This window comes from Rhizorhabdus argentea (genome assembly GCF_037861105.1).
GTDB lineage: Bacteria > Pseudomonadota > Alphaproteobacteria > Sphingomonadales > Sphingomonadaceae > Rhizorhabdus > Rhizorhabdus argentea.
In genome coordinates, this window is record NZ_JBANFK010000006.1 from 174,365 (window position 1) to 190,006 (window position 15,642).

16 protein-coding genes and 2 tRNA genes are annotated in these 15,642 nt (G+C 64.3%); 7 read left to right on the forward strand and 11 right to left on the reverse strand.

Annotated features, from left to right (window positions below):
• Positions 1-8: 8 nt before the first annotated feature.
• From obgE to hspQ, 6 genes are all read right to left on the reverse strand, one after another.
• The gene (obgE, locus tag AAC645_RS08000; RefSeq protein ID WP_340315109.1) at positions 9-1,052 is read right to left on the reverse strand and encodes a GTPase ObgE; all 1,044 of its coding nucleotides are present in this window, start codon (positions 1,050-1,052) and stop codon (positions 9-11) included.
• 37 nt (positions 1,053-1,089) lie between these two features.
• Positions 1,090-1,659, reverse strand: coding sequence for a helix-turn-helix domain-containing protein (locus AAC645_RS08005; RefSeq protein WP_340315110.1), 570 nt, complete (start codon positions 1,657-1,659; stop codon positions 1,090-1,092).
• A 214-nt stretch (positions 1,660-1,873) separates the two neighbouring features.
• The gene (locus AAC645_RS08010) at positions 1,874-2,446 is read right to left on the reverse strand and encodes a GNAT family N-acetyltransferase (RefSeq protein WP_340315111.1); all 573 of its coding nucleotides are present in this window, start codon (positions 2,444-2,446) and stop codon (positions 1,874-1,876) included.
• A gap of 176 nt (positions 2,447-2,622) precedes the next feature.
• The gene (gene rpmA / locus AAC645_RS08015; RefSeq protein ID WP_340315112.1) at positions 2,623-2,892 is read right to left on the reverse strand and encodes a 50S ribosomal protein L27; all 270 of its coding nucleotides are present in this window, start codon (positions 2,890-2,892) and stop codon (positions 2,623-2,625) included.
• Between the two features lie 26 nt (positions 2,893-2,918).
• On the reverse strand, positions 2,919-3,281 hold the full coding sequence (gene rplU, locus AAC645_RS08020) for a 50S ribosomal protein L21 (RefSeq protein WP_340315113.1): 363 nt from the start codon (positions 3,279-3,281) through the stop codon (positions 2,919-2,921).
• A gap of 337 nt (positions 3,282-3,618) precedes the next feature.
• The gene (gene hspQ, locus AAC645_RS08025) at positions 3,619-3,996 is read right to left on the reverse strand and encodes a heat shock protein HspQ (RefSeq protein ID WP_340315115.1); all 378 of its coding nucleotides are present in this window, start codon (positions 3,994-3,996) and stop codon (positions 3,619-3,621) included.
• 139 nt (positions 3,997-4,135) lie between these two features.
• On the opposite strand from hspQ, the gene AAC645_RS08030 reads away from it, so the two are divergent.
• Positions 4,136-4,225, forward strand: a tRNA-Ser gene (locus tag AAC645_RS08030).
• Positions 4,226-4,266: 41 nt separating this feature from the next.
• Here AAC645_RS08030 and AAC645_RS08035 read toward each other — a convergent pair.
• The 3 genes from AAC645_RS08035 to AAC645_RS08045 form a co-directional block, all read right to left on the reverse strand.
• Entirely contained in the window at positions 4,267-5,268 is a 1,002-nt protein-coding gene (locus tag AAC645_RS08035; RefSeq protein WP_340315116.1) for an NAD(P)H-dependent flavin oxidoreductase, read from the reverse strand.
• Between the two features lie 256 nt (positions 5,269-5,524).
• The gene (locus AAC645_RS08040; protein ID WP_340315117.1) at positions 5,525-5,974 is read right to left on the reverse strand and encodes a nuclear transport factor 2 family protein; all 450 of its coding nucleotides are present in this window, start codon (positions 5,972-5,974) and stop codon (positions 5,525-5,527) included.
• 746 nt (positions 5,975-6,720) lie between these two features.
• Positions 6,721-6,796, reverse strand: a tRNA-Ala gene (locus tag AAC645_RS08045).
• Between the two features lie 160 nt (positions 6,797-6,956).
• Here AAC645_RS08045 and AAC645_RS08050 point away from each other — a divergent pair.
• From AAC645_RS08050 to AAC645_RS08065, 4 genes are all read left to right on the forward strand, one after another.
• Positions 6,957-8,087: a patatin-like phospholipase family protein gene (locus AAC645_RS08050; RefSeq protein WP_340315118.1), complete on the forward strand. Its 1,131-nt coding sequence runs from the start codon at positions 6,957-6,959 to the stop codon at positions 8,085-8,087.
• Positions 8,088-8,112: 25 nt separating this feature from the next.
• Positions 8,113-8,898, forward strand: coding sequence for a 3-hydroxybutyrate dehydrogenase (locus tag AAC645_RS08055; protein WP_340315119.1), 786 nt, complete (start codon positions 8,113-8,115; stop codon positions 8,896-8,898).
• Between the two features lie 91 nt (positions 8,899-8,989).
• Complete coding sequence (locus AAC645_RS08060; protein WP_340315120.1) at positions 8,990-9,622, forward strand: DUF4893 domain-containing protein; 633 nt, start codon at positions 8,990-8,992, stop codon at positions 9,620-9,622.
• A gap of 1 nt (position 9,623) precedes the next feature.
• Positions 9,624-10,913, forward strand: coding sequence for an amidohydrolase (locus AAC645_RS08065; protein WP_340315122.1), 1,290 nt, complete (start codon positions 9,624-9,626; stop codon positions 10,911-10,913).
• 37 nt (positions 10,914-10,950) lie between these two features.
• Here the strand turns inward: AAC645_RS08065 and AAC645_RS08070 are convergent, their stop codons facing one another.
• Positions 10,951-11,316, reverse strand: a complete 366-nt coding sequence (locus AAC645_RS08070; RefSeq protein WP_340315124.1) for a response regulator — start codon at positions 11,314-11,316, stop codon at positions 10,951-10,953.
• A 355-nt stretch (positions 11,317-11,671) separates the two neighbouring features.
• On the opposite strand from AAC645_RS08070, the gene AAC645_RS08075 reads away from it, so the two are divergent.
• On the forward strand, positions 11,672-13,057 hold the full coding sequence (locus AAC645_RS08075) for a helix-turn-helix domain-containing protein (protein WP_340315126.1): 1,386 nt from the start codon (positions 11,672-11,674) through the stop codon (positions 13,055-13,057).
• A 7-nt stretch (positions 13,058-13,064) separates the two neighbouring features.
• Here the strand turns inward: AAC645_RS08075 and AAC645_RS08080 are convergent, their stop codons facing one another.
• Positions 13,065-14,150, reverse strand: a complete 1,086-nt coding sequence (locus AAC645_RS08080) for a mannose-1-phosphate guanylyltransferase/mannose-6-phosphate isomerase (RefSeq protein ID WP_340315128.1) — start codon at positions 14,148-14,150, stop codon at positions 13,065-13,067.
• A gap of 99 nt (positions 14,151-14,249) precedes the next feature.
• Here AAC645_RS08080 and AAC645_RS08085 point away from each other — a divergent pair, with 99 nt between their 5' ends.
• Positions 14,250-15,638 (forward strand): TIGR03013 family XrtA/PEP-CTERM system glycosyltransferase, encoded by a 1,389-nt coding sequence (locus AAC645_RS08085; protein ID WP_340315129.1) that lies wholly within the window; start codon positions 14,250-14,252, stop codon positions 15,636-15,638.
• Positions 15,639-15,642 lie beyond the last annotated feature (4 nt).

A 15,642-nucleotide genomic window follows, 5' to 3' on the forward strand; every position in this document is an offset into this window, starting at 1 on the left:
AAGCGCTATCAGATAGGCGACCAAGGCTCCGCCCCCTCGTCGTCATTCGCCGCGACCTTCTCCGGCATCGGCCCCAATATCTCGATGATCCGATCGAGCACCGGCTCGAGCCCCTCGCCGGTGGCGCCCGACAGACGCATCACCTCGACCCCGCTCTTCTTGGCGAGCTTCTTCGCCAGCTTGTCGGCCAGTTTGGCATCGATCGCGTCGATCTTGTTGAGCGCGACGATCTGCGGCTTGTCGGCCAGGCCTGCGCCATAAGCGTCGAGTTCCCCTTGGACGATCTCATAGGCATCGGCAGGATCCTCGCCGCTCGCATCGACCAGATGGAGCAACACCCGACAGCGCTCGATATGGCCGAGGAAGCGGTCGCCGATGCCGGCGCCTTCGGCCGCGCCTTCGATCAGGCCGGGGATGTCCGCGACTACGAACTCGCGGCCCTTGTGGCTGGCGACGCCCAGCTGCGGGCGGACCGTCGTGAACGGATAGTCGCCCACCTTCGCCTTCGCGTTGGACACCGCGTTGATGAAGGTCGACTTGCCGGCATTGGGCAGGCCGACCAGGCCGCAATCGGCGAGCAGCTTGAGCCGCAGCCACACCCACATCTCCTCGGCGGGCCAGCCGGTGCCATGCTGCCGCGGAGCCCGATTGGTCGAGGTCTTGTAGCTGGCGTTGCCGCGCCCGCCGTCGCCACCGCGCAGGAACACCTCGCGCTGGCCGGGGACGGTGAAATCGGCGAGCACCTCATCCTTGTCCTCCGACAGAACCTGGGTGCCGACGGGCACGCGGATGACGAGATCGTCGCCGCCTGCGCCCGTGCGGTTCGAGCCCGCCCCGCCCTTGCCGCGCGGCGCCCGGAAATGCTGGGTATAGCGGAAGTCGATCAACGTGTTGAGGCCTGGCACGGCTTCGAAGATGATGTCGCCGCCCTTGCCGCCATTGCCGCCATCGGGACCGCCATATTCGACGAATTTCTCACGTCGAAAGCTGACCGCCCCCGGCCCGCCAGCGCCCGAGCGTATGAATATCTTGGCTTGATCCAGAAAATGCATCGCGCGCCTTTATACGAATTGGCGGCGAAAAGAACCCTTACCAGCCGCGCATGATCCGCAACTGGTGCGCCAGGTTCGCCCGCGTCGTCTCGCGCGGCACTTCGAGCGCGGCGGCGATGGGCGCACCGATCATGCCGTCGCCCAGCGCCGCCAGCACCAGCATCTGGGTGATCTGGCGGACGGGAGCGCCGCGATATTCACCGAGTTCCTCGACGAGATTATGGACGGCGTCGAGGATCGGCGCCAGACCGTCGTGCTCGCCGGTCAGTATCATCCACGACATCAGCGCGGCCACGCCCTGCTTTTCGAAGGCGTCGAAGGTGATGTCGACAAGTTCGCGGATGTCACCTTCGGTCTGCCGCTGGCGTAACACCAACTCCCCGATCTCGCCGGTTATTCGGCCGATCATCATCTCGGCCATCGCTCGGCGCAGATCGCCGGCCGAGCCGAAGTGGTGGAGAATATTGGCATGGGTACGGTTGATCCGCTTGGCGACCGCCATCAACGTCACCGCCTGGGGACCCTCGTCGATCAGGATGGTGCGTGCTGCCTCAAGCGAAAGTCGGCGCATCTCGTCGGTTGACAGACGCGAACGTAAATGCGGCATGCAAAGCTTCTCACCGTGACAGCGGAGGGACTAACCGGAATCCTGCCGGCCGAAGTCCTGCGGGAACGACGGGAGCAGCGCTTCCGCCCCATCGGCGGGGCGCATAGCACCGAGCGCCCGCCGGGCCGCGCAGGATTTTCTGTCACCGTTACAAGCCGGGCTTGGCGTCATGTGTTACTCCCAAATGGGACACACGACCGGCCGATCGTGCCGCTCAGGCCGCCATCGCCTCCTCGCGATCATATCCGACGCCTGCCGTTGGACGCTCCCGTCCGACCGCGCCGGCAGTGCGAAGATAATCGACACAGGTTTTCGCCGAATCGCGGGCGCGGCAGGGCGCCATGCTGCACGCCTCGCTGGGCATGAAGCCGAGCTTGCGAAGCACCCGCGCGGCAGCGGGATTGTCGACGAAGTGGCTGGCGACCAGGCGCGGCAGGCGCAACCCCTTGTCGGCAAGCTCGACGACCGCCCGGCCCGCCTCGGTGGCGAAGCCGAGGCCCCAATAGGATCGCGCAATCCAGTAACCGAGCGCCGCGCCGACATCGCGCTGCTCCAGCCCGATGCCGCCGACGAGGCGCGGCGCACCATGGGTACGTGCGAAGATCAGGAAATTCGGCAGACATCCGTGATCGGCCTGAAGATAAGCCTCGGCATCTTCGATCCGATAGGGCCAGGGTGCGTGAACGAGCTTGCTGACCACGGCCAAATCGCCGATCGCAGCCGCCAGCGCGGGCGCATCTTCCTTCCAGCCAGGACGCAGCAACAGCCGCTGAGTACGAGCGAACATTGGTAATCTCCCTCTCCGCCGCCCCGAAAACGCCATTGAACCCAAAAGGTTACAGGGCCGCGACACTATGTTGAGGGAGACACGAAAAAGGGAGCCGGTGCTACCGTCTCCCCTCGCGATCCGGCTTGCCGGACCATCGGGTCGCCCTCTGGGCGACCCGGATATGGGCTCGCCCGTTACTCGGCCGCTGCGGCCATTGCATCGACGCTCACATATTTGCGGCCAAGCTTGCCGCTGTGGAATTCGACGCGTCCCTCGGTGAGGGCAAACAGCGTGTGATCCTTGCCCATGCCGACATTGCGGCCCGGATAGACCTTGGTGCCGCGCTGGCGGATGATGATGTTGCCGCCGATCACGACTTCGCCACCGAACTTCTTGACGCCGAGGCGACGGCCGGCTGAATCGCGACCGTTGCGCGAAGAGCCGCCTGCTTTCTTATGTGCCATCTCAAACTACTCCGTTGGCTCTTCGATCAGGCTTCAGCTGCCACAGGCGCATCGGCCTTGGCTTTGGCCGGAGCCTTCTTTGCCTTGGCTTCGCCACCGATCGACAGGATCTTGAGGATCGTGTGACGCTGACGGTGGCCGTTGCGGCGGCGATAATTGTGACGACGGCGCTTCTTGAAGACGATGACCTTATCGCCCTTAGCCTGCGCGATGATCTCGGCCGATACGATCATGCCGGCGACGTCCTGAAGCTCGGCACCTTCGCCGGCGAGCAGCACGTCGCCCAGCGACACCGTCGAACCTGCATCGCCGTCGATCTTCTCGACGACGATTTTGTCTCCTGCGGCAACGCGATACTGCTTGCCGCCCGTGCGCACGATAGCGAACATGGCCCTCATCACTTCTTCAAATCAGTTAGCGCAAACGCAATGGCACACGGCCATTAACCCCCGCGCGGGAAACAGGCCCGCTAAAGACAGTGCCCGCGAATGTCAACCGGGAAGGGTCGCGATCCGAACGGGCACAACGCCGCTTATACAGGGGAAATGCGCGCCGGTCGAACCGAAACAGAGGCGAAAGCCGTTTGGTCCCGATCGAATATTCCATAGGGCGGAATCAGCAGCGCTACGGGGGCCGCGATCGATTCGACCATCAAGCTGGATGGTAGCGGCTCGGTCAGCCGCGCAGTCGCAGACCTGACGTAAAGAGCACCGCTTCAGAGCGCCCCTAGTGCCGGTGCTCCCGCCGCAGGCGGTAGCGCCCGTCGGCATAGCTGTCGAACAGTCCGGCGATGGCGGGGTGGTCGATCATCTCGTCGCTGTCGTCGCGGACCAGGTTCTGCTGGCTGACATAGGCGATGTAGTTGCTGTCGCTGTTCTCGGCGAACAAATGATAGAAGGGCTGTTCCTTCGACGGACGGATATCCTCGGGAATCGCCTCATACCATTCCTCGCTGTTGGCGAAGACCGGGTCGACGTCGAAGATCACGCCGCGGAACTCGAACAGGCGGTGCCGCACGACATCGCCGATCGCAAAGCGGGCATGCGCCACCGATGGCGTACTGATCCCCTGGCGCGGAGCGCCGATGGCGGCGGGAATGGACATGTTTTTTGCAATCACCAACCTAATGTAGGGAAGTCTCACACACTTGCAAGCAGGCGCTTGGCAAGCACCAATCCTTCCGCTAATGCCCCGCCCCTATCGACTGGCGAGCGGCCCCACGGCCCCTTGCTTGCTCCTCTGCGGAGAGGTGCCGGAGTGGTCGATCGGGGCGGTCTCGAAAACCGTTGTGCCCGCAAGGGTACCGTGGGTTCGAATCCCACCCTCTCCGCCATTTTCGCTGTTCGCGCCCCTGAGCCGCAGGCACCCACCCTATTACGCCGGCTGACTATGTCGCTGATCGGCAGTGGTCGTAAATCCCGCCAGGCGCCCTGCAATCAAGCGTTCGGCATCCCCGACGATCGTGGTCACCAGATCGGCGACGGAGGGGATGTCGTGGATGAGGCCCTGCACCATTCCGGCAGTCCAGATGCCATGCTCGGGATCCCCGTTGATCAGCCCTTCGCGCCCACGCGCGCCCTTGACCAGATGCGAGATCGCCTCGAAGGGATTGCCCTCGCGTTCGATGCGGACCGCCTCCAGAGCGACGCCGTTCTTCGCGACGCGGGCCGTGTTGCGATAGCTGCGGAACAGCAGTTCGGTTGCCCGCTCGTCGTTGCTTACGATTGCCTGCTTGATGTTGTCGTGGATCGGCGCTTCCTTGGTGGCGCAGAACCGCGTCCCCATGTTGATGCCGTCGGCCCCGAGTGCAAGGGCGGCGACGAGACCGCGGCCGTCGGCGAATCCGCCCGACGCCAGCATGGGAATCTTGACCTTGTCGGCCGCCGCAGGGATCAGGATCAGCCCCGGAACATCGTCCTCACCGGGATGGCCGGCACATTCGAAGCCATCGATCGACACCGCGTCGACGCCCATGCGCTCGGCTGACAGCGCATAGCGCACTGCCGTACATTTATGGATCACTTTGATGCCATGTGCCCTGAAGGCGTCGACATGTTCCTGGGGCTTGTAGCCTGCGGTTTCGACCGCCTTGATTCCGCTCTCGATGATCGCGCGGCGATACTCGTCATAAGGGGGCGGATTTATCGATGGCAGGATAGTCAGATTCACCCCGAACGGCTTGTCGGTCATGTCGCGCGTTCGGGCAATCTCGCGCACCAGCGCCTCCGGTGTAGGCTGGGTCAGCGCCGTCAGAAAACCGAGTGCCCCGGCGTTCGCAACCGCGGAAACGAGTTCCGCCGTGCCGACCCATTGCATGCCGCCTTGCGCAATAGGATGCTCGACTCCGAACATCTCCGTAAACCGCGTCTTCATCATCGTCGCCACTCTTTCAAAAGCAGGCAGCACCCCGCCCGATCGTCCGACGACAGGGGGCTTCCGCGATTGCACCGGCGCCGTGCGGGCATACCAGGTCCTCAATGCGGAGATAAAAACCCTGGCTGTGCAATCAATGAGGTCGTCGGAATGAAAGGTCCAGCAGTGAAACTCGTCGCCGGCAGCTTCGACAGCCCGCGATCAGCCGAGGCTTAGGTTCTTCCCAGGCCGCCGGATCGAGCGGCCGCCGATGGTGCGCTCACCACCCCTGTCCGAACGGCGCGAATGCCGATGCCGTGCAGCGCAAGCTCTTGATCCGCCAGCCATCGGCTGTCCGGACGAACTCGTCCTCGTAAAAAGCGGTCGTCCACATCGAGCCGACTTCGCGCTTATTGAAGATGACCGCGGCATGCCACCGGCCTTTGCCGCTGTCGCCGCTCACTTCAATGTGGGGGTTGCCGAGCAGATGATAGGAATAGGGATAAAGCGTGTCATCATTGTACCGTTCCGTGATCGCGGCCGAGCCGATCAACGGCGGGGCACCGGTCGCGACGATGTGAAAGACCGCATCTTCGGTGAAAAGTGCGCCCATCTGCGGACCGTTATGCAGCTTGTCCGCGCTGCTGTCGGCCAGTTCGGTGTAGCGCGTCTTGAGGCGCGTGATCTCCTGGATGTCCTCCATGCGCTGCAGTCGGTCTTCGATGGTCATTAATCTCTCCTCCTTCGGGTGGACCCTGTCGTTACCCCAACCACGGACTGAGGGCCCCACCGGCTTGCACGATGCCGGGTGTGATCGATAGCCTACAGCGCGGTCAACCCATCCGCAAAGCCGCCACCCAGCTTGGTGTCGCGCAGTCACGGGTGAGGTTGCATGGCATTTTCCCTGTTCGACCGACACCAACCATCTCGACATATCTAGAGCATGGCTGAAGGCGGGTCGCTGAAGCATCGGGTCGAGCAGGTCTGACAAGGACCGGAAGATACTCACATGGGTAATTGCTGGCGCCTGGCGAATCACCTACTCGCAAGCTCTGAGCTGCCAAAGCAGCCAAAAGGAGAGATGATGCTAGACGACATGGACCGAGCCTACTTCTCGCAGAAGTTGAGGCATGCAACAGAGAAAGCCCAAGGGGCTCAGGATGAGAATACGGCTCGATCCTACAATGCATTGGCTGCCGAATATGAGCGCAGGTTGAAGGAATTGCCGGAGTCGAAATTCGCGTAACACGGCAAGATCGTCATTATGCGTTTGCCGGGGGGTTGTTACTTAACAGACCCCCCGTTGGCGTGGTCCGGTAATGCTTGCACGCAGTCTGCGGGAGCTGCACTCCGATCAGGTTCAGGCGCAAGCGCCTAACGCCCATCTTCCGCCGGAACTCATCCGGGTTGGCGCACCCGAAGCATCGGCACACTCGGGCCAGCCGTCATCAATATCAGAAAAATCGACGGCGCGGGTGGTGGAGCTGAGGGGAATCGAACCCCTGACCTCTGCAGTGCGATTGCAGCGCTCTCCCATCTGAGCTACAGCCCCGCACGCCGGGCGCCTCCTCTACCCGCAGCGCGGTCGCGATGCAACAGCACATGAGGGTACAGAGCCATCTCTCCTAGAGGTCAGCTGGTGCGGACACTGCGCTCGACGTCAACCGCAGCTTGCTCTTGATGCGCTGCAGCATCGGGCCCACAAGAGCGACATGGCCGATGCCGAAACCGTGAAGCGCGCCGCGACCGGCATGCCGCTGCCCGATGTGGTGGCGCTGGTGCTGCAGGGCGGCGGCGCCCTGGGCGCGTTCCAGGTCGGCGTATTCGAAGCGCTCGATTCGGCCCAGATCGAAATCGACTGGGTTGCGGGGATTTCGATCGGGGCGGTCAACGCGGCGATCATCGCGGGCAATCCCCCTGGCAGGCGGCTCGAGCGGCTGCATGCCTTCTGGGACCGGATCACCGGCGCGCTGCCGGCGCTGGGGATCCTCGACGGCGATTTTGGCCGCGAGGCGCTGCACCAGACGGCGGCGGCGATGGTGGCCATGTTCGGCGTGCCCGGCTTTTTCCGGCCGCGATGGCTGCCGCCGCTGCTGGCGCCACCGGGTTCGATCGAAGCGCTGAGTTTCTACGACAGCGCGCCGCTTGCCGCGACGCTCGACGAACTGGTCGACTGGGACCTTCTCAATGACGGACCGATGCGCCTTTCGGTCGGCGCGGTGGAGGTCGAGAGCGGCAATTTCCACTACTTCGACAACCGCTGCGAGCGCATCGACGCCCGCCACATCATGGCCTCGGGCGCGCTGCCGCCGGGTCTTCCGCCGGTCGAGATCGATGGCAAGCTCTGGTGGGACGGCGGCCTGGTATCGAACACGCCGCTCAGCCATATCGTCGATCATCAGCACGCCGACATGCTCATATTTCAGGTGGACCTGTTCTCCGCACAGGATGAACCACCCAGGACGATGCTCGACGTTCTGGCACGCGAAAAAGAGATTCGCTTTTCCAGCCGCACCCGCCAGATCTCGAACCAGCTCATCCGCGCCCGCCGTGAGAATCAGCGGGTTGCGAAGCTGCTCGACAAGTTACCCGCCGACATGGCCGACGACCCGGACGTGGTCGCGCTGCGGGCGGCGACGCGAGAGTCGAGCCTCAGCCTCGTCCAGCTCATCTACCGCGCCAACGCCTGGGAAGGCGGATCGCGCGACTATGAGTTCTCGCAACGCACGATGCGGGATCACATCGCCGCAGGCCGTGCTGCGATTGCCGAGACGATGACCAAGTCGGGCCTGATCGCCCGCAACATCTATGACGGCAAGACGGCCGCGTTCGATCTCATCTGACAATCAACTCGACGGAGAAAGACCCATGTTCCTGAAGGGCAAGACTGCGCTGATCACGGGTTCCACCTCGGGAATCGGCCTCGCTTACGCCAAGGCGATCGCGGGCGAAGGCGCGAATGTCGTTATCAACGGCTTCGGCGATGCGGCTGCCATCGAGGAGGAGCGCAAGGGGCTGGAGGTGCTGAGCGGCGCGCGCGCGCTCTACAGCGGGCATGATCTGTCGAAGACCGATCAGATCGAGGCGATGATGGCCGAGGCCGCCGCCGCGTTCGGCGGGGTGGACATCCTGATCAACAACGCCGGCGTCCAGCATGTCGCGCCGATCGAGGATTTTCCGGTCGACAAATGGGACCTGATCATCGCGCTGAACCTGACCAGCGCCTTCCACACCACGCGGCTCGCGCTGCCGTGGATGAAATCCAAGAAGTGGGGCCGGATCATCCAGACCGCCTCGGCCCATTCGCTCACCGCTTCCCCGTTCAAGTCGGCCTATGTCACCGCCAAGCACGGGCTTGCCGGCCTGACCAAGACGATCGCACTCGAGGCGGCGACCTTCGGCGTTACCGCCAACTGCATCAGCCCCGGCTATGTCTGGACGCCGCTGGTCGAAAAGCAGATCCCCGACACGATGAAGGCGCGCGGCATGACCAGGGAGCAGGTGATGAACGACGTCCTCCTCGCCGGCCAGCCCACCAAGCAGTTCGTCACGGTCGAGCAGGTCGCGGCGATGGCGCTCTATCTGTGTCGTGACGAAGCGGCGTCGATCACGGGAGCCAACATGTCGATCGATGGCGGCTGGACCGCGCAATAGGAAGCTAGACTAACTGCGGAATTCCGCGGCGCTTGCCAAGCGCGGCGGGCCGGGGCAGGCTGCGTTTCTTTGAGCGAGAGGAGACGATCGCTTGTTGCGTTCGAGAGTCGCCCCGGTGCTGTCCGTGTTGCTGATGCTGGCGGGCTGCGGCGGCAAATCGCTCGAGACCAAGGCGCCCAAGCCGCACCCCAATGACTGGCATGCGATTGTGACGCCGGCCGATCGGGAGCGGCTGGCGCGATGGCGCTCCGCCTGGATCACCGGTCTCGAAAAGGCGACAGCCGCGGGCAGAGGCGCGCAGATCGCGGCGCAGGGCGCGCTGCTCAAACCCGATTTCGCGCTCGACGATCCGGTGGCGCCCCCCGGCGATTATAACTGCCGCGTCGTCAAGATGGGGGCACAGACGGAAGGCATGCTCGATTTCGTCGCCTATCCGCCATTCACCTGCCGGATAACGGCCGAGGATGGACGGATCCATCTCGCCAAGATCGACGGCTCGCAGCGTCCTGTCGGCGACATCTTCCCCGACGAAGGCGCGCGGATGATCTTCCTCGGCGCAATGACGCTGGGCGACGAGGCACGGCCGTTGCCCTACGGCCGCGATGCCGAACGCGACATGGCGGGCATCGTCGAGCGAGTCGGCCCGCGGCGCTGGAGGATCGCCTTCCCCTATCCTCGCTGGGAGTCGACGATCGACATCCTCGAACTCACCCCGAAGGGATAGCATGAAAGCGGTATTGCCCCTCCTCGCGCTGGCCGCCTCGCTTGCGGCAGCACCGGGTCGCGCCGATCCGCTCAGCCAGGCGGTGGCGGCGGATCTGCCGAGCCTGATCGCCATCTATCGCGATCTCCATGTCCATCCCGAGCTGAGCTTCAAGGAAGGGCGCAGTGCCGGGATCATGGCTGCCGAAGCGAAGAAGGCCGGTTTCACGGTCACGAGCGGCGTTGGCGGCACCGGCGTCGTCGCGGTGATGAAGAACGGCCCGGGACCGGTTCTGCTGCTGCGCGCGGACATGGACGCCCTGCCCGTCACCGAACAGACCGGCCTCCCCTATGCCAGCCAGACCACGGGAGTGATGCACGCGTGCGGCCACGATACCCACATGACCAGTTGGATCGGCATTGCCCGGCGTATGGCCGCGATGAAGGATCGCTGGTCGGGCACGCTGGTGATGATCGGCCAGCCAGCGGAGGAGATCGGCTCCGGCGCGCGCGCCATGCTCAAGGACGGGCTCTATAGCCGCTTTCCCAAGCCGGGCACGGTGATCGCCTTCCATGACTCGGCGTCGCTGCCGGCAGGGACGATCGGCTATGTCGATGGCTATGTCATGGCGAACGTTGACTCGGTCGACGTGCTGGTGAGGGGGGTCGGCGGACATGGCGGTTATCCGCATCTCGCAAAGGACCCGATCGTCACCGCGGCGCGGATCGTGACGACGCTGCAGACATTGATCTCGCGGGAGACCGATCCGCTCGAGTCGGGCGTGGTCACCGTCGGCAGCTTCCAGGCCGGCACCAAGCACAACATCATACCGCCCGAAGCCAAGCTCCAGATCACCGTGCGATCCTATAAGCCGGAGGTGCGCCAGCACCTGCTCGACGGCATAGCCCGCATCGCCAGGGGCGAGGCCATCGCCGCCGGCATGGCCGACGACCAGCTTCCGGTCGTCACGCTGCAGGACCAGCGTACGCAGGCCACGTTCAACACTCATGAGATCACCACCAGGATGGCCGAGATATTCACCGCGCGTTTCGGCAAGGATCGGGTGCAGCCGGTGCGCGCCCAGATGGGCGGCGAGGACTTCAGCGAGTTCTACCTGGCGGACACCTCGATACAGTCGATGCTGTTCTGGGTGGGCGGCGTGCGCAAGGACAAGTGGGAAGCCGCGGGCGGCGACATCAGCAGGCTACCGTCGATTCACAGCCCGTTCTGGGCCCCCGACGCCGAAGCGGTGATCTCGACCGCCGTCGAGGCGATGACCACCGCCGCGCTGACGGTGCTGGCGAAGACTTGACGCCGCCGCTCCCGCTATTGTGGAAACCTGCCGCGGGTCATGCCTGCAGCGTTTGGGCGATCATCGAGGCAAGCTGCTCGATCCGGTAAGGCTTGGATATCACCGGCGCGTCTGCGAAACCGCTGCCGGGGGGAAGTCCGTCATAGCCCGTGGCGAAGATGAAGCGCTTCCCATTGTCACGGAGGCGCTGAGCGACCGGCAGGCTGTTCTCGTCACGCAGGTTGAGATCGAGCAGCGCAATGTCGAACTCGGTGTCGTCGGCGCGCGCCAGCGCTTCGGCAACGGTTCCCGCCACCGCGGCGGTCTTGCAGCCGACTTCGTCAAGCATGTCTTCCGCCGTCATGGCGATGATCGTATCATCTTCCACGATCAGGACCCGTGTGCCCGTGGGGGGGTGGCTCACATGCATATCCTCGTCAACGTCCCCGATGGTCCCTGATGGCGCAGAATTGCGGTGGGCGCAATTGCGCGTTCGTGCGGAGCGGCGCTGCGCGAATTACCGGCATATCCGGTAAGACAAGACGCCCGCCAGGCCAGGCCTGACGGGCGTTTTCTCTTCCTCCCCAGGAAAAGAACGGATCTGGCTTACAAGCGTCGGCGGCCGGTACTGCCATCATGAATTCGCTTCCCCTTCATCTAAGGCGGAAATTTGAAGCCATGCCAGCAGCTGAAACCGTATTTTCATGTCCACATGTCTCGCAATTTGGCAATGTGCGTGTAACATTGTAAACATCTTACGGATTGGGCGGGGCGTTGCCATGGCTAAACAAGGGATATTGGCGGGTCCGCGCATCAAGCGGCTGCGCCGGGACCAGGGGCTTACCCAGCAGGGCATGGCCGAGATGCTGGGCATTTCCGACAGCTATCTCGCCCTGATCGAGGGCAATAGGCGGCCGCTTACCGCCGGCCTGATCGTCCGCCTTGCGGAGCTGTTCGACTTCGACATCCGCAGCTTGAGTCAGGAGGAGCCGGGCGGCGGCTCCGCCGCGATGCGACGCCGGCTGTCGGACCCGTTGTTTGCCGACCTGTCGATCGACCGCACCGAGCTGGAGGCTTGGATCGACAATGCTCCTGCCGCCGCCGAAGCCTTTGCCCGACTGTTCGACCGCTGGCGCGAAGGCGGCGGCGGGGAGCAGCAGGGCCCAGGGCCGGTCGGCGCGGTGCGGCGTGAGATCGAGCGGTGGCGCAACCATTTCGCCGATCTCGACGCCCATGCGGAGGCGCTGGCCGACGAACTGCGCATCGGCGCAGGCGACCTCTACGGCGCCATTGCCGAGCGGCTGCGGGTCAAGCATCAGCTCACCATTCGCATATTGCCGTTCGACGTGATGCCCGACCGGCTGCGCCGGCTCGACCTGCATGCCCGGCAGCTACAGCTCTCCGAACTGCTCGATCCTGCCGCGCGCAGCTTCCAGGCCGCGTTCCAGCTCGCCCAGATCGAGGCGAAGGCGGAGATCGAGGCGCTGGTGGTCGGTGCCGCCTTCGGCGACCGGCCGGCCGAACGGCTCTATCGGCGGCATGTCAGCGCCTATTTCGCCGCCGCGCTGATGATGCCCTACGGCCGCTTTCTGCGGGCTTGCGAAACCACCGGCTATGATATCCAGCTGCTGCAGCGGCGCTTCGGCGCAGGCTATGAGCAGGTCGCCCACCGCCTGACGACGCTGCAGCGCGTCGGCGCGCGCGGGCTACCCTTCTTCATGCTGCGGATCGACCGCGCCGGCCAGCTATCCAAGGGCTATGCTGGCGCCAGCGGATCGTCGCTGATCGACGCGGTCCACCGCTGTCCGCTCTGGGCAATCCATCATGCCTTCGACCAGCCCGGCCGGCTGATCCGCCAGATCGCCGAACTTGAGGACGGCTCGCGCTGGTTCACGATCGCACGCAGCGTGCGCCATCACGGCGGCGCCGCCGATGTTCCGGCCGCGGAGCATGTCGTCGCCCTGGGTTTGGGCGCCGAGCATGCAAATGCCCTGGCCCTCGCCCGCGGAATAGATTTGTCGGGCCCGGCGGAGCGGATCGGGCTCGGCTGCACCCACTGCCAGCGCGTCGAATGTGTCCAGCGTGCCGCGCCGCCGATCGGCCGCACGCTCACCATCAACGAGCGCGAACGCGGAATCACGCCCTTCTCCTTCATCGCAGATTAGGCTTCGGCTAGAACGGCGTGTCGAGCGTCTCATGGCCCCTGGCCTTGAGTTCTTCCACGATGCGCTTGACGTCCTGGCTCGATCCGCGCGGCAGGATCATCACCGCATCGCGGGTCGCAACGACGATGAGATCCTCGACACCGACCATCGTCACCACCGGTCCTTCGCTGCGGACCAGGCAATCGCGGCTGTCGATCGTCACGACGTCGCCGTGGACGACATTGCCCTGCTCGTCGCCCAGGCCGAGCGCATGCAACGCGTCCCAGCTGCCGACATCCGACCAGCCCATTTCGACCGGCACCACCGCAACCTGCTCGGCCTTCTCCATCACCGCATAGTCGATCGATTCGGACGCACAGCCCAGAAAGGCGTCGCGCGCGGGTGAGATGAACACGCCGTCTCGTGCCGCACCGGCAAGCGAAGCCCCGACCGCATCGACCATCGCCGGTTGATATTGCCGAAGCGCTGCCAGATAGGCATCGGCCCGGAACAGGAAGATGCCGCCATTCCAGCTATAATCGCCCTCCGCCAGATAGGTGGTCGCACGGGCCAGGTCGGGCTTCTCGACGAAGGCAGAGACCTTGTGCACTCCGGGTGCAACCGGTGCGCCGCGACGGATATAGCCATAGCCGGTTTCCGGCTTGTCCGGCGTGATGCCGAAGGTGACGAGCCAGCCCTGCTGGACCAGCGGCATCGCCGCATCGATTGCGGCATGGAAGGCGGGCACGTCATCGATCACATGGTCGCTGGGCATTACCAGCAGCGCTGCATCGGGCGCAGCCTCCAGCGCGGCAAGCGCGATCGCCGGCGCGGTGTTGCGGCCGGCGGGCTCTAGGATGATCGCGGACGGCATGCAGTCGTGCATCTGCGCGGCGATCTCCTCGCCGTGGAGCGTGTTCGTGACGACGATCGTCTTGCCGAAGCGGCCCGCATCGGGACACCGCGCCACGGTCATCTGCAGCATGGTGCGGTCGCCGGTCAGGGCGAGCAGCTGTTTCGGTTTCCGGGAGCGTGATAGCGGCCACAACCGCGTACCCGAGCCACCCGAGAGGATAACCGGTGTTATTAAGGTGGTAGAAATGACGGGCTCCATGGTCCAGAAGGATAATGCCGTTATCGGATGAGTAATATACGGGCGGCAAGGGGGTTTCATGTTCGGGGGTATGAAACCGGTTGTGGTGCGGCGTCGGCGATGATCAGGCTATTCAAACATTACATAGCCTATCCCGTACTGGTGCTATGTTTCGTCGATCTTGCGGTCCTGCTGCTAGTGGCAGAGGCGGGGTGGGTGCTCCGGTTGCGCCAGATCGGTATCGATCCGGGCCCGTTTGCGAACCATATTCCGCAATTGCTGACCTTCGCCTTCTCGGTACAGGCGGCGATGATCGGCGTGGGCGTCTATGCGGCGGACTCGCTGCAGACCTTCCGCTTCGCCGCAGCGCGGCTGCTGGTCGCGATATCGCTCGGCGTGATCCTGATTTCGGTGCTCCACTTCATCGCCCCAGGCATGACGCTGTGGCGCTCCAATTCGGTCTACGCGATGGTGCTGGCGGTCGTCCTGCTGCTGGCGGTCCGCGTCCTGCTCGGCGGCTTCGTCAGCGGCGACATGTTCAAGCGCCGCGTACTTCTGCTCGGCGCGGGCCGGAACGCCAAGCGGCTCGCCGATATGGAACGACGCGCTGGCGCGGCCTTCGTGATCGTCGGCTGCGTGGACATGAAGGACGCACCGGCCCAGATCGAAGCCGCCATCTCGCGCACCGACATCGAGAGCCTGGCCGACCTGGTCGAGAAGACCGCGGCCAACGAAGTCGTCCTCGCCCTGGACGAACGCCGCAATACCGTGCCGGTCGATGCGTTGCTGCGACTGAAGACCACGGGCGTCCATGTCACCGACATAGCCGACTTTCTCGAGCGCGAAACCGGTCGCATCGACCTCGACACGGTGCGGCCGTCCTGGCTCATTTTCTCCGATGGTTTTTCGTCGGGGCGGCAACTGTCGCTGATCCTCAAGCGCGGCTTCGATCTTGCGGTGAGCGCGCTGCTGCTCGCGATTACCGCGCCGGTCATCCTGGCGACGGCGATGCTGATCAAGCTGGATAGCCCGGGGCCGGCCTTCTACCGGCAGAGCCGGGTCGGGCGCTATGGCGAAATCTTCGAGATATTGAAGCTGCGCTCGATGCGGCAGGATGCAGAGAGCGGCGGTTCCGCCATCTGGGCGCAGAAGGGCGACGCGCGGGTCACCAGGATCGGCCGTATCATCCGGCTGATCCGCGTCGACGAGCTGCCGCAGATGTGGACGGTGCTGAAGGGCGACATGAGTTTCGTCGGCCCCCGCCCCGAACGTCCGGAGTTCGTCGCGGAGCTGGAAAAGCAGATCCCCTTCTATGCCGAGCGGCACATGATCAAGCCGGGCATCACCGGCTGGGCCCAGATCAACTATCCCTATGGCGCCAACCTCGACGATGCCCGGCACAAGCTCGAATATGACCTTTATTACACGAAGAACTACAGTCCGTTCCTAGACGTGCTGATCATACTTCAGACGCTGCGCGTGCTGCTCTGGGCCGAAGGGGCTCGATAGCCGA